The sequence below is a fragment of the Phocaeicola coprocola genome, assembly GCF_041333015.1.
Lineage (GTDB): Bacteria > Bacteroidota > Bacteroidia > Bacteroidales > Bacteroidaceae > Phocaeicola > Phocaeicola coprocola.
On the sequence record NZ_JBGKGM010000001.1, the window covers coordinates 1055008 to 1078103 of the forward strand.

At 41.6% G+C, this 23096-nt stretch carries 15 protein-coding genes, 1 tRNA gene and 2 pseudogenes; 4 read left to right on the forward strand and 14 right to left on the reverse strand.

The window, feature by feature from the left end; translation table 11 throughout:
* Position 1 precedes the first annotated feature (1 nt).
* The gene (locus ACDG22_RS04445) at positions 2–889 is read left to right on the forward strand and encodes a TraB/GumN family protein (protein ID WP_270230918.1); all 888 of its coding nucleotides are present in this window, start codon (positions 2–4) and stop codon (positions 887–889) included.
* Positions 890–1179: 290 nt separating this feature from the next.
* Here ACDG22_RS04445 and ACDG22_RS04450 read toward each other — a convergent pair whose 3' ends face one another.
* Complete coding sequence (locus ACDG22_RS04450) at positions 1180–1386, reverse strand: hypothetical protein (protein WP_270668863.1); 207 nt, start codon at positions 1384–1386, stop codon at positions 1180–1182.
* 15 nt (positions 1387–1401) lie between these two features.
* On the opposite strand from ACDG22_RS04450, the pseudogene ACDG22_RS04455 reads away from it, so the two are divergent.
* A pseudogene (locus ACDG22_RS04455) lies at positions 1402–1536 on the forward strand (transposase family protein); the annotation flags it as partial.
* 141 nt (positions 1537–1677) lie between these two features.
* Positions 1678–1785, forward strand: a pseudogene (locus tag ACDG22_RS04460) (IS982 family transposase); the annotation flags it as partial.
* Positions 1786–1892: 107 nt separating this feature from the next.
* Here the strand turns inward: ACDG22_RS04460 and ACDG22_RS04465 are convergent.
* The 7 genes from ACDG22_RS04465 to ACDG22_RS04495 all read right to left on the reverse strand — a co-directional run bounded on the left by ACDG22_RS04465 (position 1893) and on the right by ACDG22_RS04495 (position 9648).
* Positions 1893–2951: a hypothetical protein gene (locus tag ACDG22_RS04465; RefSeq protein WP_270230917.1), complete on the reverse strand. Its 1059-nt coding sequence runs from the start codon at positions 2949–2951 to the stop codon at positions 1893–1895.
* Positions 2952–3190: 239 nt separating this feature from the next.
* A tRNA-Phe gene (locus ACDG22_RS04470) sits at positions 3191–3263 on the reverse strand.
* Positions 3264–3422: 159 nt separating this feature from the next.
* Positions 3423–4463 carry a thiamine-phosphate kinase gene (thiL, locus tag ACDG22_RS04475; RefSeq protein ID WP_007568198.1) on the reverse strand — a complete coding sequence of 347 codons (1041 nt, stop codon included), beginning with the start codon at positions 4461–4463 and terminating at the stop codon, positions 3423–3425.
* Between the two features lie 8 nt (positions 4464–4471).
* On the reverse strand, positions 4472–5281 hold the full coding sequence (locus ACDG22_RS04480; protein ID WP_007568200.1) for a purine-nucleoside phosphorylase: 810 nt from the start codon (positions 5279–5281) through the stop codon (positions 4472–4474).
* A complete protein-coding gene (gene lpxK / locus ACDG22_RS04485; protein ID WP_118482951.1) occupies positions 5238–6347 on the reverse strand; it encodes a tetraacyldisaccharide 4'-kinase in 1110 nt (369 codons plus the stop codon). Before lpxK ends, ACDG22_RS04480 begins: the two co-directional genes overlap by 44 nt.
* 15 nt (positions 6348–6362) lie before the next feature.
* On the reverse strand, positions 6363–8129 hold the full coding sequence (sppA, locus tag ACDG22_RS04490; protein ID WP_007568203.1) for a signal peptide peptidase SppA: 1767 nt from the start codon (positions 8127–8129) through the stop codon (positions 6363–6365).
* Positions 8130–8694: 565 nt separating this feature from the next.
* Positions 8695–9648: an IS110 family RNA-guided transposase gene (locus tag ACDG22_RS04495; protein WP_007566304.1), complete on the reverse strand. Its 954-nt coding sequence runs from the start codon at positions 9646–9648 to the stop codon at positions 8695–8697.
* A 699-nt stretch (positions 9649–10347) separates the two neighbouring features.
* Between ACDG22_RS04495 and ACDG22_RS04500 the strand changes: the two genes are divergently transcribed.
* Positions 10348–10758, forward strand: coding sequence for a PH domain-containing protein (locus tag ACDG22_RS04500; protein ID WP_270230294.1), 411 nt, complete (start codon positions 10348–10350; stop codon positions 10756–10758).
* 87 nt (positions 10759–10845) lie between these two features.
* Here the strand turns inward: ACDG22_RS04500 and ACDG22_RS04505 are convergent, their stop codons facing one another.
* The 6 genes from ACDG22_RS04505 to ACDG22_RS04530 are packed head-to-tail and all read right to left on the reverse strand — an operon-like array spanning position 10846 to position 22917.
* Positions 10846–13173, reverse strand: a complete 2328-nt coding sequence (locus tag ACDG22_RS04505; RefSeq protein ID WP_022126252.1) for an ABC transporter permease — start codon at positions 13171–13173, stop codon at positions 10846–10848.
* Between the two features lie 11 nt (positions 13174–13184).
* On the reverse strand, positions 13185–15548 hold the full coding sequence (locus tag ACDG22_RS04510; RefSeq protein ID WP_022126253.1) for an ABC transporter permease: 2364 nt from the start codon (positions 15546–15548) through the stop codon (positions 13185–13187).
* A gap of 15 nt (positions 15549–15563) precedes the next feature.
* Positions 15564–17915 carry an FtsX-like permease family protein gene (locus tag ACDG22_RS04515; protein WP_370858794.1) on the reverse strand — a complete coding sequence of 784 codons (2352 nt, stop codon included), beginning with the start codon at positions 17913–17915 and terminating at the stop codon, positions 15564–15566.
* Between the two features lie 11 nt (positions 17916–17926).
* Complete coding sequence (locus ACDG22_RS04520; protein WP_370858795.1) at positions 17927–20281, reverse strand: ABC transporter permease; 2355 nt, start codon at positions 20279–20281, stop codon at positions 17927–17929.
* A 12-nt stretch (positions 20282–20293) separates the two neighbouring features.
* Positions 20294–21544 carry an efflux RND transporter periplasmic adaptor subunit gene (locus tag ACDG22_RS04525; protein ID WP_177593787.1) on the reverse strand — a complete coding sequence of 417 codons (1251 nt, stop codon included), beginning with the start codon at positions 21542–21544 and terminating at the stop codon, positions 20294–20296.
* 14 nt (positions 21545–21558) lie between these two features.
* Complete coding sequence (locus ACDG22_RS04530) at positions 21559–22917, reverse strand: TolC family protein (RefSeq protein WP_302559108.1); 1359 nt, start codon at positions 22915–22917, stop codon at positions 21559–21561.
* Positions 22918–23096: the final 179 nt, after the last annotated feature.

Sequence of the window (23096 nt, forward strand, 5' to 3'; positions counted from 1 at the left end):
TATGAAAAGAATTTCAACTTTTGTGATGCTTTTATGCATCGTAGTTCTGAGCGCCAATGCCCAGTTGTTATGGAAAGTTTCCGGTAAGAATCTGCCTAAGGCATCTTATGTGTTAGGAACGCATCATTTGGCACCTCTGTCTATATTGGACAGTATTGCAGGAATTAAGCAAGCGATGACCGAAGTAGAACAAGTATACGGTGAAATTGTCATGGCGGAAATGCAGACTCCGGCTGCCATGCAGCAGATGCAGCAAGCCATCCTCTTGCCGGGCGATACCACCTTGCACACGCTATATACCCCTGCACAATACGACTCTCTTGCCGTAAAGGTGAAAGAACTCATGGGTATGGACTTGAAGATGATGGATAAGATGAAACCGGCCTTTCTCACTACGCAATTGGGTGTGGTAATAGCCATGAGAGCAGTCCCCGGATTTAATCCTCAGCAACAGCTGGACGGATGGTGTCAGGCGGAGGCTCAAAAGCAAGGAAAGAAGGTGGCCGGTTTGGAAACGGTGGATTTTCATATGAGTGTTTTGTTTGGTGCCCAAAGTTTGCAACGCCAGGCTGCCCAGTTGCTTGCCGGCATAAATCACTTGGCCGATATGGAACAACAAGCCCGCAACATGACAACCGCCTACATGACGCAGGATTTGAAACAATTAGAACAGACGATGAACCAAAAATTCGGTACAGCCGTGGATGTACTTCCGGAAGAAGAGGATGCTTTGATCTATCACCGCAATACAAAATGGGTAGAGAGTATGCCTGCCATCATGCACAACCAACCAACGCTTTTTGCTGTAGGTTGCGGTCATCTGATTGGTGAAAGGGGAATCCTGAACCTGCTGAAACAGCAAGGTTATACAGTGGAACCTGTAAAATAATCAAGGTTTCTTGTTGTAAATGTAAACTTTTCTATCGGCATAACTATTTTAGCAAATATGTATATCAAAGAACTGTTAGTAATTATTGGTATTCTGTTGTTCCCACATGAAACTCCAATATTTATCCTATCATACCAAAGAAATAGAATGCTCGGAATTGAAACCAGACACTTGCATTAGCATTACTCTAAAGAGTCAGATGCTGGAAGAAGTGAGTGTTTCAGCATCTGCTCCGAACTTTGTGCATCTGCGATCCGTCTCAGTCAAAAACTCCAGATAGTCTGTATCCGCTAATAGTTATCTTCATCTTTTTCTGATTCAAGTACTGCATAAAATAGTTCCATTTCTTCCAAATTTCCATTATTCCCAATCATACATTCACTATTGCGAATTATGTTGTAGGTTATTGTAAGACGAACAAATTCTTTGAATGCCAGTTTATCGTGATAGTGTGTTTTCAGGTGAGCGATATACACTAACGCTATGCGATTTCTCATCTGATTGTAAAACAAATGATACCTTTTGCAACAGGCAGTTGTGGCTATACCCTCCGTTTCGCAAAATATGTAGTTGATTTGTTGCGTGGTATGACCTTGAAAGATACCGCCAATCTATTGGACATATCTTGGGATACCGTCAAAGAGATACATACCCGCCATCTTGAAAATCATTATGCCCCTCCTTCTCTTGAAGGTGTAGAAAGTATTGGCATAGATGAGTTTGCTGTCCGCAAAGGGCAGGTATATAAGACAATCGTGGTTGACTTGAAAAGCGGCTGTATCATATATAATTTTATTGTTAACCTTCTTGCTGGTATTGCTGCATATTGTTGCTTTCCAAAAAAGCTGTGTATCAATGTTTCACGAACGGTTGACACACAGCTTGCATTGTTCTGAATTCGTCGAATTCACGTTATGTATTGCCAAAGTTGTATTAACTGGGACATTTATAACCACATTGCGTTTGGCAGTATACATTGAGATAATTACTGACTTGAAGTTGACTATTGCATTAATCCACCTTCAATAAAGAAAACCACCTCATTTAATCGTTGTTTATTCTGTACAGGGTCTTTATAAACAGCCGGAATATGTAACACTTTATCTTGAATAAGATTATCCATTAAATACCACATGACTTCATGGTACAAAATAACCATTGCTGTTTTTTCTTCACTTATATCATATTGAGTTGCTATATTGCTACAATTGTTTTTTAATTCTGAAGAAATGGAGTCAACTAATTTTTCAATAATTTGGTGAAAACGGTCTTGCTGTTTTTTTATCACAGGAAATAGAATATCTCCATTATTATTTGTTAAGCCGTATGAAATGAGTTTAGAGATAAGTTGCGGATTGTGTATTTTTCCATATTTAGATATTTCATTTGCGCTGTCATCCATTGTTTTAGCGCTTGGTGAAACTTCACTATCAAGATAGGTTAGTATTAAATTCATATCACCGAAACCATTTGTCCCGAATTTCAGGTCTTTGCGTGGCTCATATAAAACCCAGTAACAACCGCTCCAACCAGCATGGTTATTTATATCATCAAAGAGAACCAGCTTTGTCCACATTCTGCCATCCAAAAGATATGAAAAGACCAATGAAAGTGCATTTTTTTCAAATCCCATGTCTTTTATTGTGTGTACAAGAGAAACAAAATCATTCTTAGTTTTTGAATACATAGATTTTGCAATCTCCTTACTAAGATTTCTCAAAGAGTTGGTCTGTCCTTTATCAAGAATAGGAATGGTACATTTCCATTTTCCTTTTTCTCTATTAATCAGCCCTCCTACTTCCAGCAATAACAATTGGCTATCAGAACATTTTATTCCCATATTACGAAGCTCGTTTTGAGTATGTGGTTTGCGTAAATTATAAAGTATTTCCCAATTATTATCTGTAAGGACATAGTCTTCCGGTTGATGTCCACTCACAGCAACGAATTGAGTTGCTTCCCACTCATTATAAGGCCTAATAACAGTCTGAGCTTGAATCGTCGTTTGTATAAACGATAATAAAGCTACAACAAGAAATGAATGTTTGAAAATATTCTTCATGATAAAACGATTTATTAATTCCTGTATTTATTGATTTTGTTTATCAAATAGATGTCTTTTGCCATTATATGGTGACAAAGATAGGATAAGTTTATATATAATCAACATCTTAAGTTGTTAAATCAATACTGAAAACGAGAACGTAGAACTGGACACCCTATTTAAATAGTGACTTTTGTAGTGACTAAAACGAAAAACTCCGAAACACTTGATAATTAAGTATTTCGGAGTTTTACAAGTGGTGCCACCAGGAATCGAACCGGGGACACAAGGATTTTCAGTCCTTTGCTCTACCAACTGAGCTATGGCACCAATCTTTCTCGTTTGCGGTTGCAAAGGTAAGCAAAGTTTTTGAAACTGCAAACTATTCTCGAAAAAAATATGAGAAAAAATTAAAATAGGGCGGATTTTCATGAAAAATCCCACTATTACTCATAAAATAGTGGGATTTTAACTGTATGTGGGCTGTTATTATTCACCTTTAAGTGGATTCCATCCTTGAGCCTTTAATTCAAGTTCGTTGCCGTCGCGAGTAATCAGGGCACAACCTAACTCCGATTTTGTGATATGTCCGATAACTTTTACTCCTTCTATTTGTGAGACTTTTTCGTGATCGGTCAGAGGTACAGTGAACAGCAGTTCATAGTCCTCACCTCCATTCAGGGCGCAAGTTGTCAGATTCATATTAAATTCTTCTGCCATGACTGCGGTCTGATAGTCGATAGGAATACGGTCTTCGTACACACGGCAGCCTGTCTGACTTTGCGAACAGATATGCATCAGTTCAGAAGAGAGACCGTCGGATATATCCATCATTGCTGTTGGACGGATGCCTGCTTCAGCCAGTCGTTCGATGATGTCGCGGCGTGCTTCTGGCTTTAAGAAGCGTTCCAACAGATATTCTTTGCCGGCAAAGTCAGGTTGGACGTCTTTTTCTCCCTGAAAAACAGCTTTCTCACGTTCCATCAGCTGAAGTCCCATATAAGCTGCTCCCAAATCTCCGCTTACGCAAATCAAATCTGTATCTTTGGCTCCATTACGATAAACCACCTTATCTTTGTCAGCTTCACCGATACAGGTAATGGAGATTGCAAGACCTGTTACAGAAGAAGTAGTATCACCGCCTACGATATCTACGTGATGTAGCTGGCAAGCCAGTTTCAGTCCATCGTAAAAATCCTCCAGATCTTCTATGCAAAAACGCTTCGATACAGCCAGAGATACGGTAATCTGCTTAGGTGTACCGTTCATTGCATAGATATCCGAGAAGTTTACCATTGCTGATTTATATCCCAAATGCTTCAGGGGAGTATAGACCAGATCAAAATGAACACCTTCCATCAGCAAGTCGGTTGTAACCAGCACCTGCTTTCCTGCAAAGTCAAGTACGGCAGCATCGTCACCTATTCCATACTTGCTTTCTTCATTCTGTAGTTTGATGTCTGTGGTGAGATGCTTTATCAGCCCGAACTCACCGAGAGTTGATATTTCAGTTCTATTTCCTTCGTGCATAGTTTTTTTTACGCTCTGTTGATAAGTTCTCTCATAATGGTGGTCATACGCGGCTGTGCTTCATCGGCAGCCTTCTGTACCTCTTCGTGTGATACTTCGACAATTTTGCCTTCCACTCCCAAGTCAGTGATAACTGAAACGCCGAACACCTTAATACCGCAATGGTTGGCTACGATAACTTCAGGTACAGTAGACATACCTACTGCATCGGCTCCCAGAATGTGGAACATCTTATATTCCGACGGAGTTTCGAAAGTTGGTCCCTGTGTTCCGATATATACTCCCTGCTGTACCTTAATTCCTTTTTCTTCGGCAATTTCGAGAGCTTTTGCGATCAGTTCTTTTGAGTAAGCCTCACTCATATCCGGGAAGCGGGGGCCGTATTCGATGTTCTTGCCACGCAACGGATGTTCAGGGAAGAAGTTGATATGGTCAGTGATAATCATCAGGTCACCGATTTCAAAATTCGGGTTTGTTCCTCCTGCTGCATTCGAAACGAACAAAGTCTTGATACCCAATTCGCGCATGACACGTACAGGGAAAGTAACTTCCTTCATTGAATAGCCTTCGTAAAAGTGGAAGCGACCTTGCATGGCCATAATATCCTTGTTGCCCAGTTTACCGAAAATCAGCTTACCGCTATGGCCTTCTACGGTCGATACCGGAAAGTTGGGGATTTCGGAATAGTTTATTTCATATTTATCGGTAATTTCGTGTACCAAACTGCCCAGACCTGTACCTAAAATGATGGCTGTCTCGGGATGAGTGTGCATTCTAGCTTTTAGAAAAGCTGCTGTTTCTTGAATTTTTTCTAACATACTCGATAATATTTTGGTTAAATAAATGTTCTTCTTTATTCAGAAATTCTACCTCTACCGGCAATACATATATATAAGGTTTCATCGTTTCACTCAGTAGCGGATGAGCGATGAGTCGTGCCGCATCCTTTTCGGTTGTGATGATGAAACGTTTACCCTCAGGCAGTTTTCTGAACGCATCTTCTATCCGTTTCATGTCCGTTGCATCAAAATCGTGATGGTCAGGAAAAGTCGACGGAGTAACAAACTGCGTATAAGCCGACAGTTTACTGATGATGGCTGCCGGTGAGGCTATACCTGTAACCAGCAGGATATGGTCATCGTTTCGGATTTCTTCAAGCTTCTTTTCCGGTTCTTCCGAGAAGAGAGGCTGTAGTTTTCCGTATGCCAGCGTTGTAAAATAAAGTTGCTGACAGGGGAGGGGTGCTATATCATATCGCAACGCCTGTTGTTCTGCTTCGCTCATTTGTGCCGGACACTTACTTACGATGATGATGTCGGCACGCTTTTTTCCACTTTCCGGCTCCCGCAGTCGTCCGGCTGGTAACATCCGGTCGAGATGTATCGGACGGTTATAATCTATAAGCAGAATGGTCAGTCCTGCCTTCACGTAGCGATGCTGGAAAGCATCGTCCAGAACAATAACCTTTATGCCGGGAGCTGTATGTCCATCTGTTAGCTGATTAATGCCGTGACAGCGGTCTCGGTCTACAGCCACATAGATATCCGGAAACTTGTGTGCCATCTGATAAGGCTCATCGCCAATCTGGTCGGCATCTGTTTCGGGAGTAGCCAGAACGAAACCTTTCGATTTACGTTTATATCCACGGCTGAGTACAGCTACCTGAAATTCATTCTGTAACAACCGGATGAGGTATTCTGTGTGTGGAGTCTTTCCGGTTCCTCCCACGCTGATATTACCCACGCAGATAACGGGTAGCGGAAATGACTGTGAATGAAGTATGCCTCTGTCAAACATCCAGTTGCGTATACTTACTCCCAGACGGTAGAGGCATGCTAATGGCAACAGTCCGTGGTAAATCTTTATTTTTCTTTCAAGTTTCATCAGGCAGCCGATGCTTTATTTGATAACCACATCAAACGGCATGCGCGCCTGCAGGCGATCGGCATCCTTGAGATTTTTTACAAAACGGAGTCCGTTGTAATATTCACCGAAATTTTCCTGCATACGGCTGCTGATATAACGGCTTGGCCGGGTATTAAGCAGTGAAGTCAGGAAATCTTCTTTTTCCGGATAGCTTACCAGCGTATAACGTTCTATTTTAGCATGTGAGGCTGCAACTTCAACAGCTTCATCCAGTCCACCCAGCTCATCTACCAGTTTCAGGTCTTTGGCCATTTCTCCGGTCCACACACGTCCTTCAGCTATCTTTTTGATATCTTCAATATTCATTTTTCTGCCGTCGGCACAACGTTTGGTAAAGAGTTCATATCCTTTATTGACCATACCTTGCATCAGAGCCTTTTCTTCTTCATTGAACGGACGAGTCAAATCTCCCAAGTCTGCCAGTTCGTTTGTTTTTACAACATCGAAATTCAGCCCCAGCTTATCTTTCAGGAGTCCTTCTGCATTTGGAACCAGACCGAAGATTCCGATGGACCCTGTCAGGGTTGTCGGTTCGGCTACAATCCAGTCGGCAGCGCAGGATATATAGTAACCGCCCGAAGCGGCATAGTCACCCATAGAAACGATAACGGGTTTTTCCTGTTTCAGCAGTGAAACTTCACGCCAGATCTGTTCTGAACCGTAGGCACTTCCTCCCGGAGAGTTAACACGCAGTACAACTGCCTTCACGCTTTCATCTTCGCGTAACTTACGCAAATCCTTTATGACTTTTTCGGAGTTGATACCTTCTCCGTCAGCAGATTCATCACCGTCTATTTCACCATAAGCATAATATACGGCAATGACGTTTCCACTTTTATCTTTCGGTACGTTTCGTTTTACGTTTACCATATCCTCAAGCGAAAGTGTATTCAGTTTTTCATCTTCCTTACAGTCGGTCAGCTGTTTCAGGTAGGCCAGTACTTCATCTTTGTACATCAGTGTATCTGCCAGACCGGTGCTGAGATAAAGTTCTGCCGGCTGGAGATCCATATTACGGCTGGCAAGAGCATTCAGAGAGTCAACAGAAATCTTTCTTGATTCGGAAACCTCATTCAGAATCTGCTGCCAGATAGAGCCGATGAATGCTTGTGTCTGTTCACGGTTTGCCGGACTCATTTCAGTAGCGATATATGGTTCTACTGCCGATTTGTATGTTCCTACACGAAATACCTGCATTTCCACTCCGACTTTGTCGAGCAGACCTTTCAGGAACATGGTCTGTGCAGATAGTCCGTGCCAGCCTATACTTCCCGAAGGATTGGCTATTACCTTATCGGCAACACTTGCAATATAGTAAGTACCTTGTGAATATGCTCCGGCATAAGCGACGATAAACTTCCCGCTTTCTTTGAAATCAACCAATGCACGTCGTATAGCCTGCATGGAAGCTGTCTGACAGGCGAAAGCACCTGCATCGATATAGATACCTTTTATTTTGTCATTTTCTTTAGCTTTGCGGATAGAGGTCAGAATGTCATCCAGCCCGTAAGTCGCATAGTCTTCCCCTAAAAATTGCATGATTGGATTTTCCTGGTAGCGTTCCATTACACTACCTTTCAGTTCGAGTACGAATACCGAACGGTCTTTCACTATAGTTTCTGTACCGGAAGTTGAAGCAACCATTCCGGCAAGACTGATAATACCTAATATTGTGAAGACTACTCCCGTCAGAATCAGACCGCAGACGGTGGCGAAGGTGTATTTCAAAAACTCTTTCATACGTAAATATTAAGCGTCCTACACACAAAGTAGGACAGGTTTATACTAAAATTGATATAAATCCGAGGTTTTGGATAAAAGAAAGATTAGCACTTATGAGAACACAAGTGCGGCTATTGTACAATAATAAATAGCAACAGCTAAGAATTTAAAAGTTTCATACACGTGTACATAAGTCACAATCTTTGGCGCTTAGCTGTTGAGACCAATTTCATTGTCGGGCTATGGTAATTCCAGTAAAAGTCGGCCTTTGGTCTATATTATTAGTTCAGTGTTACAGCTTGTGGAACTTTAGTAAGTGAGACATTGTATCCAAGCTTTTTAAGTTCAGAAGACAAATATACCTTGCGTTTCTGCTCTATCTTGGATTGCATATATTGTGCTCCAAGTTCATGGTAACGGGACCCTGTACTCAGTATCAGATAAACGGATATCAACTGAGAATGTCCCACTGCAATCAAGGCACGTTTCTTTCCTCTGCGGGCAGCTATACGATGGTATCTCTCACTAAAAAACGTATTCTTTGTACGGGTCGCAGCCCATGCGGCTTCTGTGATTACCGCCTTTACCTGTTTGTTTCCGTGAGTGATTCGTGCGCTTTTTTTTTACCCGCACTCTCGTTGTTGCCCGGAGAAAGACCGGCCCAGGACGAAAGATGCTTTTCAGAAGGGAAGTGGGACATGTCAAGACCTATCTCAGAAACCAGATCCTCTACAACCTTGGTGCTAAAACCGGGAATCTCCCTGAGAAGTTCAAGGACATTCTCGTACTTGGACAACAGTCTCTTTATACGTTCGGACAAATCATCAACCAAAGTCTGAGTCTGGTCTATATCCTTTCGGATCATCTGAAGAAGATAAATGTGATGCTCTTCAACAAAACCGGTACACGCCTCAAGCAATTCTTCAGGACTGGCTGACAGTTTACCGTGATAAACTGAATTTATATCATCAAGAGTAAGGACTTTGCCTTCACAAAGCATATCAATAAGAGAAGTAGCTGTCGTACCGCTTGTATTACTTACTACACTTGAAAGCTTGATGTTGCAGTCTTCAAGAATACGCATCATACGGTTCTTCTCTGAAGCTATCTGCTGAATAAGCTTGTTCCGGTAACGCGTCAGGTCACGAAGCTGACGCTGCTCCTTGGGAGGAATATAGCTCGGTTTGAGAAGACCTGCCAGAAGAAGCTTGCAGATCCATTCGCTGTCCATCTTGTCTGTCTTGTGACCCGGAACATTCTTAATGTGACGGGCATTGACTATCCAGACATTGGGAATGGAATCTTCAAGAACCTTATAAACTGGCTTCCAGTAAACACCGGTACTCTCCATTCCCACATGCGTTACACCATTGGACAATAGCCATTCTTTCAATTCATTCAAAGAACTCGTGAAGGTTTTGAATGAGCGGGTCTCGCGTTGGATGCCTGCTCCGTCAATTGTCGCCACCACAACCTTCAGGTGGACGTCGATACCGCAAGCGCGCTGTATCAACTGAGGGAATGTCACTTCTGCCATAACTGATACATTTTAGGGTTACACTATACAAAGGTAACTTCAGCTTGACTATTTACATTCTCTTGGGCGTGATTTTTTATCTCATGGGTATTTCATTGTGTGATGTTTTTAGAGATTTATTAAATAACAAAGTTAGTCTTTTTCACGGAATAACCAAAAGCAAACGAATTTTTTCCTGATGCCGAAGAGGAAGTTGCAACGTATTTACCGGAAGCGGACATAGGTGAAATAAAATATCAGCATCTTTTAGGAAAAACATGCTGATATGTTCAGGAAAACATCTCGATGTTTTTTTATTTTTTGTACAAAAAAATAGAGGATATTCAGGAGCTTGTTTTTTGTGTGTCTGCAAGGCTTTTATGGGATGCCGGTAATTATGATTTCGCCATTTTTAATCTGTTGATGATAAGGTGTTTACTTGCGGCTGCGAAACCGTATGTTGCGATAGGTGATGAGAAGTTGACAACAAAGTTGCAGAAGAAGCGGTGTCTGGATTCTTGTTTGCAATCATATATTTCCCGGTCGTAACGTAAATTCCTTACAGAAATCATCGGCTGTACAATAAATCTCTGTAACTTTAGACTCTGAGGAAAAAGTGGTAATTTAGCACTATAAATTTTATATCCTAATTGCCGTGTCTTTCTTTTCCGGTAGGTTCTACATGCTCTTATATTCACGTTAAATGATAACCGATAAACTATGAAACAAGTATATAGATCAAAAATAGATATCTGGTTGCTGATATTGATTCTGGCAGCTTGGGGCATACCGTTGACATTTATAGTTTGGAACGAGTTTTCAGCAGTGAAATTCAGTGTTGTTTTGTTTATGCTTGTGCTTACATTGGCACTTCTCTTCAGTATAAAATACACGATAGAAGGAAAGACTTTGCGTGTTGATTATTCCTTTTTTTATAGCGAATGCATTAATATTGACGAGATAACAGAGATTGTCAATACCCATACGTTTCTATCAGCTCCAGCGGCATCCTTAGACAGAATCGAGATAACGTATGGTAAGAATTGCGTTGTACTGTCTCCGAAAGATAAGCAGAAGTTTGTGAAGCAACTTTGCGATATATCTGCAAATCATATTCGTGTGAACATATAAACAGTTTTATTGGGGCTATAGAAATAAAATAAGAGTGAATCAGTTCAGGACATTTTCGAGAAAGAAATGCCCTGAACTGATTTATTGTTATTCGGTTTTGATACTGTTTACCGGATTTTCATTGGCATTTTTCCAACTCTGTACAGTAATAGTAGTCATAGTTATGAGTGTAACCAGCAGGAATGACAAAATGAATATCCACGGGGTAACAGGCGTTTTCTCTGCAAATCCTTGCAGCCAGTGCTGTCCGATCCACCATCCGAATGGTGCTGCCACGATGAAGCATCCGGTAAGTATAAGTATATATCTTCGGTTGAACATGTACAGAATCTGTCTGGTTGAGCTTCCCATAATCTTTCTGATTCCGATTTCCTTTCTTCTGTATTCGCTCTCGAACATGGTGAGTCCGAACACTCCTGTCAGGCTGATGGCAATTGCAATGAGTGAGAAAAGCAGGATCTGCTTGGTGAAACGCAGTTCGTTCCGGTAGTTGGCATCGAGTACTTCATCCATGAACCGGAAATTGAAGTCGTGTCCGGGGGTAAACTTTTCCATTGTTTTCTGGAGCGATTGGATAATAGCAATTTTATTTACTCCTGCCGATACACGAACATTGATGGTTTGCTGCCATTTCCACCATCGGTCTTTATAATCACTTCCTGCAACAAAAAAGGCGAGAGGCTGTGAATAATCATTGTTTCGGAAACTACTATATCGTATATTTTTACAAATACCTATAACGGGATAACCTCCTGCTTTTTCATTTATTTTTATTATAGGATATTTATTTCTTGCAGCTTCATTGAATATGTACACATCTCCATCATCAGGTCTAAAATTACGGCCTTCTATAATTGGAATTTCCATTAATTGCAAAAAATCATAATCTACGGGCAAGCAGTCGAATTGGATGCGTTGTTCGTTTGTTCCACGCTCCCAGTTCATGTATCTGTCTGATGAATTTAATGCAAAATATGAGATGGAAACTCCTTTTACTCCAGATATATTATTTAGCTCATTTTTTACAGAGGCTGTTTGTGCAGCTGCTTCTTTACTCATGCAACCTACAATTATATTATCTTTGTTATATCCATATTCAGAGCTATAGATATAATGTCCTTGTGAATACATAATTGCTACAGCTATGATTAATACAAAAGATGTAAAAAATTGTAAACAGATAAGTGAGGATCGTAATGTCTTACCTTTGGGTGAAAGTCCCAAAGAACCTTTTATTACAAGAACTGGTGTAAATGATGTAACATAATAGGAGGGATATATTCCTGCTAATGCTCCCATAAACAAGCTTAATATGAAAGTCACCAAAAGGAGAAAAGGATGATGGAATAAATTCAAATCAGCTGTAACAAGTTCTTGTATTTCTGTATCTTTTACAATAAAAAGAATTATAAGGGCAAAAATATAGGAGATTGTGCTGATGAGAACAGATTCTATTATTAGATATTGTCGTAATGAGTCAGCTGTTGCTCCTAGTATTTTTTGTGTATTAATACTTTTGATGCGCATTGGCGCTTCTGCTAACGAAAAATTCATGAAATTGATACTAGCTATTATTACTATTAATAGAGAAATAGATAGTAGCAGGTATATGGTACTACGATTAGCATTATTTTTATTGATGACAGAAAAATGTGTTTCTGTCAATGGAGTAAGTCGGATAGGATTAGTCTTATCAAATAAGTTTTTAATATTATTATCAACCTTCTGTAACTTTTGAGTACTTAGCTCTTCTATTTCCTTTACGTTGTTAGGGTGATCTAAACGAAGATAGCAATAATAATTCCAGTTTCCCCATTTGTTTTGATTTTCTTTTTGAGGTAATTGTGTAAATATATTATTTTCAAATTCAGAGTTTTTAGGGAAGTCTTTATATACTCCCCCAATTGTATAAGTTGTATTTTCTGTTGTAACTGATTTCCCAATAACATCTATTTGCCCATAAAAGCGTATTGCCATTGATTCTGGAATAAGTACCATATTAGGAAAATTAAGGTTACTAGTGGAACCACATAGCATTTGTGGTTGGAAAGTTTCTAAGAAGTTACCAAATCCTTTTTGTACTTTTTCATTGAATATATGTCCATTGATATTAAAATCTTGATTAGAGACAGTATAAGTAATGATTGAAGAAGAAAGAATATGTGGAGAGCTAGAAGATATTAACTCTAATATTGGGCGAGGAGCAATTTCTGTCCATTCGTTATCTGAATATACTTCTACTCGGAAAATCTTTTTATAATCCTTATATCCTTTATTAAAATTATAGTCATAATCTATTTGCGTCATGATGACGAAAAAAGAGGAAAAAGCAATACTTAGTCCTGCAATATTCAGGACACTTGCAGCAAAAAAGCGCCTGAATGTATATGAAAAGTTACGAATAAGTGTTTTCATCAGATTTATTGTTATTCGGTTTTGATACTGTTTACCGGATTCTCTCGTACAGCTTTCCGGCTGATAAGGTATACTGATCCCAGTGAGATGAGGGTGATGACGGCAAATGCTGTTGGTGGCACCCACCAGGGGAAGTCACTATCGTATGATACAATCTTGTCGATGGTGTGTATGCCGAAAGCCATAAGTGGTATGGCTATTATCAGGCTGATGAGCAAAGATGAGAATGAAAATTTCATCAGTTGCAGCATTTCATTGCGGCTACTGGAACCGAAGGTTTTACGAATGGCAATATCACGTTTACGCTGGGCAATGAAATAGATACTCATGGCAGTCAGTCCCAGTAGTGAAATAATCAGTGCGGCACACGTGAAAATACTAATCAGTTTATTCATGCTGATGATATCGCTGTACTGATTGACAATCTGGTCTTTATACCAGCTCGAACTGAATGGTGCATTTTCTGTCAGTGTACTGTACAAATCAGTGATTTGTTTGCTGTAAGTTGCCAGATCGCCGTCTTGTACTTCTACCAAAATACTCCACGGATAAATTTTGTCGGCTGGGAGTATCTGGAGCCGTAAAGGATGTTGTTCACTCATGACTGAGCGTATATGAAAATCTCTGAATAATCCGGCAATGGAGAAACTACGACCTCGCTCATCATTTACATAGTCGGTAACACCTCCGAGGTCTTTGGATGCCGATTCGCTGATAAACCAGTTATTCTTGTCGAATGGCATTTTGCGGTCTTCGTAAATCTGTATCTGATACATGTCGATAAAGGCTGAGTCTACTTTAAATGTCTGAAAACTCATGTTCTTAGGAGCTCCTTTAACCGTAACAACCATTGTATTATTATTCCCTCCGTCTATAGGAGTTCCTTGGGCGAAACTTATCCGTTTCACAAAAGGTAGTTTTTGTACTTCATTGCGGAAAGTAAGCAGAGTTTCCTGATCTGCCGCCGGCGTAAGGCAGAGAATATTTCCGTAGCTATATCCCAGCGGTTCGTTCAATATGCTGTGAATCTGTACGCTCAGGTAGAAGGCACAGCTCAGCATGGCAATAGTCAGTCCATCTTGTACGATGTTCAGCACGCGTAAATATACAGCTTTGGTTTTCCGGCGGAAATGTCCTTTTACAACGTCCAGTGGATTATAATTAGACAAGATGGTAGCAGGTACAAAGCCGGAGATGAATGACAGTAAGACGATAAGCAGCAGGTAGGACAGACAGGTCATGAAAGACAAATCGCCTGTCAGGTCGAGCTTTACACCCAGTAGATCCATGGCAATAGGCTCGGCGGCTTTTGCAAGCAGAAATCCGAGTATGAAAGCGATAACAGTCATAATAGACGATTCGCCTATCATACGCCAGAATATGTCGGAGCGGGAAGAACCGAGCAACTTGCGGGTTGCCATTTCCTTGGCGCGATAGGTAGTTTGTGCAATACTCATGTTGACGTAGTTGAATATTGCCATGAATAAGATGATGATACCGGTGACAAGGAAAAGTACGACCATACGGAAGCTGTACTGGTTGATTTCTGTTGATCCGGAAGGTGTTTCTGTGTGGAAGTAAAACTGATTGTATGGCACGAACTGTACTTTCTTGAATATACCCCGGTTATAGATCCACCAGCAATCTTTCAGATAAGAGAGAGCGTCTTTGGCCTTTGTGTTCAGATCGCTTCCTTTTACGGTACGGAAGAATACAAGTGCGCTGGTGGCATTGCCCATCTCGCCATCTGTCAGGCTGATTGTCGGGTTTAGCTCGTTGATGTTTTCGTAAGGGATAATGGCTTCTGTAGACTCTTTGATCAAAGAGTTTTCGATGTCTTCCATAATACCGGTTACAGTGAACTTTTGGTTGCCGCTTCCTTTTGAATCCGGTGTATTCAGTTCCAGTACTTTTCCTAAAGCAGCCTCGTTACCGAACAGACGGTTGGCGCATGAACGGCTGAGAACGATGCTATGGTCATCTACCAGTACTTGTGCCGGATTTCCTTCTGCCAGTTTATAGCCGAAGAACTGAAAAAAGTTCTTTCGGGCGACGAGTGTACGAATTTGGGTAGGGTTTTCGTTGATGCTGGTCTGTATTCCGAAATTTCCGGTATAAGCGCACCACTCCTCTATTTCAGGGTAACGGCTTTGCAGTTTTTCTCCTAGCAGATAATGTCCGGCAGCTGTATTTTCGCTTGCAAATACACTGATACGGTCGGTATCTTTCAAGTTCTTGTCTACCGATAGTTGGCGGGTTACCATGTCGGCTATCAGCAGAACAAACATCAGTGAGATACTTAGTCCTGCAACATTGACAACCGTAAATAACTTGTTACGGTGTAGAAAAGTGAGGTAAGTTTTGAGTCCTTTCATATTATTAATCTGTTTTTATTCGGTTTTGATGCTGTTTGCCGGATTCTCATTGGCATTTTTCCAGCTTTGTACAGTAATGGTAATCATGGTAATGAGTGTAACCAGCAGGAATGACAAAATGAATATCCACGGGGTGACGGGTGTTTTTTCTGCAAATCCTTGCAGCCAGTGCTGCCCGATCCACCATCCGAACGGTGCTGCCACGATGAAGCATCCGGCGAGTATAAGTATATATCTTCGGTTGAACATGTACAGAATCTGTGTGGTCGAGCTTCCCATAATCTTTCTGATTCCGATTTCCTTTTTTCGATACTCGCTTTCGAACATGGTGAGTCCGAACACTCCCGTCAGGCTGATGGCAATGGCAATGAGTGAGAAGAGCAGGATTTGCTTGGTGAAACGCAGTTCGTTCCGGTAGTTGGCATCGAGCACTTCATCCATGAACCGGAAATTGAAGTCGTGTCCGGGGGTAAACTTTTCCATTGTTTTCTGGAGTGAGCGGATAACCTCAACTTTATCTACACCTGCCGAAATACGGACATTGACGAAATTTCGCCACTCCCATTCCCATTGGGCGAACTTCTTGCCGGGGATAAGAAAAGCCATTGTCTGATTGGTGTCATCATTGCGGAAGCTGCTGTATTTGATGTTCTCGCAAAAACCTATAACTAAATTGTCGTCCGGAGCGGGCTGGTCGACTTTTAGCCACGGGTATTTCTTACGTGTAAATTCATTGAAGATATAGACATCTTCATCACCCGGCTTGAAGCTTCTCCCTTCGACGATATGAATCCCCATAACTTCCAGATAGTGGCAGTCTACCGGAAAAGCATCGAACTGGATATATTTGTCACCATTAGAACGTCCCCAATGCATGTAATTGTCGGCGGAACTCAAGATAAACTCCGATACGGCCACTCCTTTAACTCCTGGTATCTGAGAGAGTTCTCCCACTACTGCATCCGTTTGTGATTGGGTTTCTTTAGTCATGTTCCCTACAATAATCGCGTCCTTGTCATATCCATAGTCGGAAGTACGGATATATCTGCTTTGCAGGTACATGATTCCTACTCCGATAATCAGCATGTAGGCAACAAAGAACTGGATACATACCAGTGCGGTACGTAGAATGCGTCCTTGGGGAGAAAGACCGAAAGAGCCTTTCAAAGCCAGTGCTGGCGGAAAAGAGGTTACGTAATAAGACGGATAAAGTCCAGCCATCAGTCCCATAAGCAGACTCAAACCGAAAGTTGCAAGCAGCAGCATCGGATGCTCTGTTATTGTCAGCCGGGCATTTACCAGTTCCTGTAAGCCAAAATCTTTAAGTATCGCAACCCATATAAGTGCGAGAATAAAAGCTATAAAGCTGATAAACATAGCTTCTGTTATCAGGGTGAGGCGAAGAGAACGTGTGGTTGCTCCCAGTACTTTCTGCGTATTGATACTCTTGATGCGCATCGGGGTTTCAGCCAACGAGAAATTCATGAAATTGATGGTGGCTATAATTACGATCAGGAAAGAAACGCATATCAGCAGATAAAGTGTTGTGCGGCTGCTTGCGCTTTTATTCCCTACTGTAGAAAAATGTGCGTCGACAAGTGGCGTGAGGCGGATGAACTGTGAAATATCACTTTCCTGTTCCAGTTCCGGAAAATTTTTCACAAAAATCTGCAAGATAAGTTTTTCTATTTCCGGGGCAGCAGACGGACTTTCGAGACGCATATAGCAGATATAGTTCCAGTTTTTCCAGTTTCCTTTATCAGTATCGGCTTCTTTGGGCATCATAACCCAGTTTCTTATCTGTGAGTTTTCCGGGTAATCTTTGTAAACGCCTCCTATGGTCCATGCATTATTGTCTGCTTGTTTCCCTCTGAATATTGTCTGGCCTATTACGTCGGTTGTACCAAAGAATTTCTTTGCTGTCGATTCGGACAGGAGAACCGTTTTAGGCTGGTTCAGCGCATCGGCAGAGCCGTTTATCATTTCCGGCTGAAATGTTTCCAGAAAATTACCGAAACCAGTGCAGGTTGTTGCTTTAAATAGGTTTCCGTTCACTTCATATTCATCTTCAGACTGATATGATTCAACTTGTGAAATACTCTTTATATAGGGTGAAGCGGATTGTAATTGCTCACATAACGGACGAGGGGTCCACAGTTGCCAGCCTGAATCTGGATTAGGGTTGATTTCTATCCGGAATATTTTTTCATAGTCCTTATATCCTTTATTGAAATTATAGTCATAGTCCACCTGTGTCATGATGACGAAGAAGGATGCAAAGGCTATGCTTAATCCTAGAATGTTCAGTATGCTTGCGGTAAAGAAACGCCTGAACGTATGCGAAAAGTTACGGATAACTGTTTTCATGAGAAATAATATTATTCGGTTTTGATACTGTTTACCGGATTTTCATTGGCATTCTTCCAGCACTCGAAGGTCACTGTCAGTATCGTAATGAGACTGACCAGCAGGAAGGAGATAACGAATATCCAAGCACGGATAGGAGTTTTGTCGGAAAAACTTTCCAGCCAGTCATGTCCAATCCACCAGCCGAAGGGAGCTGCCAATGCGAAGCAGACGACCAGCATGACGAGATAACGTTTGGTAAACATATAGAGGATTTTGCTGGTGGAACTTCCCATGATTTTCCGGATACCGATTTCCTTGCGGCGGTATTCACTCTCAAATGAGGTAAGCCCGAACACACCAATTATGCTGAGTACGATGGCAATCAAGGAGAATAGCAGAATCTGGCTGGTGAAGCGCAATTCTAGATGGTAATTCTGGTCAATCACTTGATCCATGAAACGGAACTTGAAGTCATGGTCCGGTGCAAGCTTTTCAGTTGTCTTTGCTAAGCGGTGGAGCATGTCTGCCTTGTCTACTCCCGGAGCTACCCGGATGTTCAAGATGCTGTTGGCATCCCAGTCTGCATAATCTTTTCCGTAAATAAAGAAAGCCATTGGTATTTCTTCATCATTGTTGCGGAAGCTGCTGAAGCGAATGTTCTCACAGAATCCCACTACCGGATAATCTTCGGGGGCTGCTAATTCACCTACTTTCATCCAGGGATATTTTTTCCGGGCTGTTTCGTTGAAGATATACACATCTCCATCACCAGACTTGAAGTTCCGGCCTTCAGTAATCTTGATCCCAAGCACGGATAAGTAGCGGTAATCTACCGGGAAACAGACCGTATTGATAAAACGCTCCCTATTTCCTCTGCCCCACGACATGTAGTCATCGGAAGAGTTCAATACGAACTGGGAAATAGAGATACCTTCTATGCCCGATATTCCGGACAACTCACTGACGATCGCCTCCCTTCGATTGAGCAGTTCGTTAGGAATCTCACCCACCAGAACTACACTCTTGTCGTAACCATAATCACTGTTCTGTATATAATGACTTTGTAGATACATAATGCCTACAGAAATAATCAGCATGAAAGAAACAAAGAACTGGAAGCAAACTAATAATGTACGCAGTAGCTTACCTTTGGGAGAAAGACCGAATGAGCCTTTCAATACTAATGCCGGTTGGAAAGAAGTGACGTAATAAGAAGGGTAAGCTCCGGCAAGTAAACCCATGCAAACGGCGATTCCGCTTAATGTAAGCAGTAGAACAGGATGTTTCATTAAAGAAAGATCGGATGACACCAAGGTATTCAGGAATGTGTCTTGCAACAGATAGAGCCAGAGTAATGAAAGCAGGAATCCACACATACAAACTAATACAGATTCCAACAATAAATACCCCCGTAAAGAGAAAGTGGAAGCTCCTAACACCTTTTGAGTATTGATGGAACGCAATCGCATGGGAGTTTCTGCCAGTGAGAAATTCATGTAGTTGACTGCTGCTGTCAGTAAAATTAGTATTGATACACACAGCAACAGATATACTGCGGCTTTGCTGGTAGCAGCCTTGTCACCTATCGTTGAATAGTGTACTTCATCCAGCGGAGTAAAATGAATATAGTTTTCCCAGTCTTCCTGTCCGGAAATCCGATTTTGGGGAAGTTTCTGCTTGCACTCCTCTATCATCGACAGTTTCACATCGTGCAAAGAGGCTGGATTGTCGAGTCGGATATACAGAGTATAACTCCAGTTTGTCCAGGAATCTTTGTTCAAATCCGAACGGAAAGAAGAGAAGACACAGTTGCCCAACTGGGAGTTCTCCGGCATATCTTGATAGACACCTCCAATCACTAAAGGCTGGTTGAGGGATTTGCGGTCTACGTAAATAATTTTGCCAATCGCATCTGTAGTACCAAAAAAACGACGGGCCATGGACGCAGGAATAAGAGCTTGGCTAGGTTCATTAAGTGAAGCCGTCGTACCACATACCATAGTAGGTTGAAACACCTCTAGATAATCACCAAATCCGATAAACCAAGGCTCAGAATAAATATGGTCATTTACTTCGAAGTCATTGGTTGTGCTTAACAATGAGATGATTGAGAAGGTCTGTATATGAGGAGATGCAGCTCCTAGCAACTCACAGAACGGACGGGCCAACCAGGTTTGCCAGTCGTATTCTCCACCTCGATTCACTTCTACCCGGTAGATGCGTTCGTGGGCTGGAAAGCATTTGTTGTAATTATAGTCGTAATCAACCTGAGTCAGAATGACAAAGCAGGCTGTAAAAGCGATACTCAGTCCTGCCAAGTTCAGTATGCTTGCGGTAAAGAAACGCCTGAACGTATGCGAAAAGTTACGGATAACTGTTTTCATCTTAGGTATTTATTATTTTAAAATAAGCACTTCATTGTCTTTATAACTTTCGTATCCGGATACAATGACACGCTCTCCTTTTTCCAGTCCCTCCAGTACTTCGTAATATTGTGGGTTTTGTCGTCCGATACGTATCTGACGGCGATAAGCTTTCTTCCCTTCTTTATCGACTACAAAAATCCAGTTACCTCCAGTTACTTGGAAAAAAGTTCCTTTTGGAATAAGTACGCTTTCGGTTGGTTCCCCCAATTGTAAATCGATGTAGTAAGTTTGTCCGCTCCGGATATTGTCAGGGCGTTTTCCCTCGAATACAAAATCGGTACGGAATCGTCCTTCACGTACTTCGGGATATACTTTGCGAACTTTCAGGTTGAATGTGGTTTCCTGACGTTCGAACGTAGCCGGCAGTCCGTTGGTCACACGGTCGATATAATGTTCGTCTATCATAGCTTCTATCTTGAAGTCCGAAAGGTCGTTTATCTGCCCGACCATTTGTCCGGCAGTGATATTCTGTCCCAACTCTGCATCCAGCAGTCCAAGTTCTCCATCGATTGTAGCGCGGACTTCCAGTTTATCTTTTCTTTCACGAATCAGCAGTACATTCTTTCTCATGTTCTGTAAATTGTCCTCCATCTGGTCCATCTGTATGTTACGGTAGATAGAATCTTGTACCAGACGTTCGGTAATCAATCCGTGCTTTTTCTGTGCTACTTCATAGTCTTCTTTTGCCTGAAGATATTCTTCCCGACTGATAAGACGTTCTTTATATAAACGTTCATACTGGAGATAGGTACGTTGTTTTCGGCGTGTATCAATGTCCAGCTGTACTTTTTCGGTTTCGTTGTTCAGCTTATCTTGCTGCATGGTTACTTGTGTATTACGCAGTAAGTTCTGTTTTTCGGCAAGTTCCGATTCTGCATTCAGAATCTGTAAGTCCAGGTTTGAGTTGCTGAGACGGAGAATGACATCTCCTTTTTTTACATGGGCGCCTTCTTCTACAACCTTTTCCTGTACGATTCCTCCTTCTTCCGGACTTAATTGGACGACGGAGATTGGCTGAACTTGTCCGTTCAGACGGATATAGTCATTGAACTTACCGAAGGTTACATCGGCTATATTCAGTGAAGCGGCGTCTACTCTCAGTGTTGATGCATGATTCCCGAAAATAATCCAGATTAATAATAAAATCACAACAGCTCCTCCGGCTATGTAAGGAATGTGTTTCTTCTGAATGCCTTTTTTCTTTTCCAGTTGTATATCCATGGTGTGTAATATTTTTATTCGTTGTTTCTGATAATATCTTGTCCCTTATAATAATCTACCAGTCTGCATTTCATCAGGTAGGTAAGTTTGCTCTGCAATAGTCCGGTCTGGCTTTCCAACAATGTGGCAGCATTGTTCTGTACATCGAGTGAGGTCATAAGCCCTTCTTCGTACTTGCGTCGCGTCACGTGGTAGGCAAGTGAGTCGGAAGCTACTTTCTTCTCCATCTGGATACTTTCTTTCAGGTAGCCTTCGCGGTCTTGTACGGCTTGCTGTACCAGTTTCTGAAGCTCTTCTTTCTGCGCCTCATACTGTTCGGCTGCTATCCGGTAGTTGTTTCGTGCCTGTCGCATGTTGGCAATGCCCGACAGACGGTTGAAGATAGGTATATTCATGCTGATTCCAAAATATGAGCCGAAGTTATTCTCAAACTGTGTATGGAACGGAGGGTATCCTGTTTGATGTAATTCTTTATAATAAGAACTTGAAATTCCTCCATAAAGACTGATGGATGGAACAAATGAACTCCATGAAATTTTACGGTCCATATTTGCCGACTGTTTCTGCATTTCGGCCTGTTTCAAAACCGGATTGCAGTTTAACGCAAGACGGAATACATTGTCGGCATGTTCTATGGTCAGTTGTTCTTGCTCTAGTGTAGATTGCTCCAGCAGACAGGTGTCGAGTAACAAAGCCTCTTCAATGGGGAAATTCATTTTTTGTTTTAAGGTCAGCATAGCTGTTTCATATAAGTTTTGCTGATGTGTTAAGTTGTAAGCATCACTTGCTTGCTGTGCCTCCATTTGCGCAACGTCGGCCATTCCTTTTAACCCTAGAGTTTCCTGTCGGCGAGTTTTGTATAATAATGAATCACTTTCCGCAAGTTTTTGTTTTGCCAGTCGGGTAGTACCATAATAATACAATGCATCAATGTAGGCCTGAAATGTTTCCAGAGCTGTATTATCCCGTGCTTCTTGCAGAGCTGCTTTGCCAAGCAGTAAATTTGCTTTGCTTTTTCGTACTTGGTTGATCAGGCTTCCTCCCCGGAAGATAGGAATGGAGGCTTCCATGCTATAACCATTATTGAAGGTTGATTTTGATATATATGTATTAGTTTCCGGGTCGACTGAACGTCCGAAATTATATTGTGCGCTGACATTGCCTGATACTCCTGGCAGAAATTGTCCGATAGCCTTCATACGGTCCATACGGTAATTGTCTGCTTCCAGATGGCGCTGCTTTACGATGTGGTTATGTTCCACTGCATAAGCCATACACTGGTCGATATTCCAGACCTCCTGAGCTGTTATGTTGAGGCTGCACAGACTTACGAGCAGAAGCAATGACTGTTTGGTCTTATTATTTTTTTTCATGTGTTTTCATTTTTATCTGCCTGATTAAAATCAAATATCGTGCCAAAGTGGTAAGCTGTTGAAAATCAGTATGTATGGTAATGCGTGCATTAAGCGATGTGTCAAAAAATTAGACACTCACTGTCTAATTTTTTGTCACCTGTTACCTGTTTCTTTATGTTATCTTTACGTATCTTTGC

Coding starts and splice junctions, on each gene's coding strand:
- ACDG22_RS04445 (WP_270230918.1), top strand. CDS start 2: ATGAAAAGAATTTCAACTTTTGTGATGCTTTTATGCATCGTAGTTCTG.
- ACDG22_RS04450 (WP_270668863.1), bottom strand. CDS start 1,386: ATGAGAAATCGCATAGCGTTAGTGTATATCGCTCACCTGAAAACACAC.
- ACDG22_RS04465 (WP_270230917.1), bottom strand. CDS start 2,951: ATGAAGAATATTTTCAAACATTCATTTCTTGTTGTAGCTTTATTATCG.
- thiL (WP_007568198.1), bottom strand. CDS start 4,463: ATGCACGAAGGAAATAGAACTGAAATATCAACTCTCGGTGAGTTCGGG.
- ACDG22_RS04480 (WP_007568200.1), bottom strand. CDS start 5,281: ATGTTAGAAAAAATTCAAGAAACAGCAGCTTTTCTAAAAGCTAGAATG.
- lpxK (WP_118482951.1), bottom strand. CDS start 6,347: ATGAAACTTGAAAGAAAAATAAAGATTTACCACGGACTGTTGCCATTA.
- sppA (WP_007568203.1), bottom strand. CDS start 8,129: ATGAAAGAGTTTTTGAAATACACCTTCGCCACCGTCTGCGGTCTGATT.
- ACDG22_RS04495 (WP_007566304.1), bottom strand. CDS start 9,648: ATGGCAGAAGTGACATTCCCTCAGTTGATACAGCGCGCTTGCGGTATC.
- ACDG22_RS04500 (WP_270230294.1), top strand. CDS start 10,348: ATGAAACAAGTATATAGATCAAAAATAGATATCTGGTTGCTGATATTG.
- ACDG22_RS04505 (WP_022126252.1), bottom strand. CDS start 13,173: ATGAAAACACTTATTCGTAACTTTTCATATACATTCAGGCGCTTTTTT.
- ACDG22_RS04510 (WP_022126253.1), bottom strand. CDS start 15,548: ATGAAAGGACTCAAAACTTACCTCACTTTTCTACACCGTAACAAGTTA.
- ACDG22_RS04515 (WP_370858794.1), bottom strand. CDS start 17,915: ATGAAAACAGTTATCCGTAACTTTTCGCATACGTTCAGGCGTTTCTTT.
- ACDG22_RS04520 (WP_370858795.1), bottom strand. CDS start 20,281: ATGAAAACAGTTATCCGTAACTTTTCGCATACGTTCAGGCGTTTCTTT.
- ACDG22_RS04525 (WP_177593787.1), bottom strand. CDS start 21,544: ATGGATATACAACTGGAAAAGAAAAAAGGCATTCAGAAGAAACACATT.
- ACDG22_RS04530 (WP_302559108.1), bottom strand. CDS start 22,917: ATGAAAAAAAATAATAAGACCAAACAGTCATTGCTTCTGCTCGTAAGT.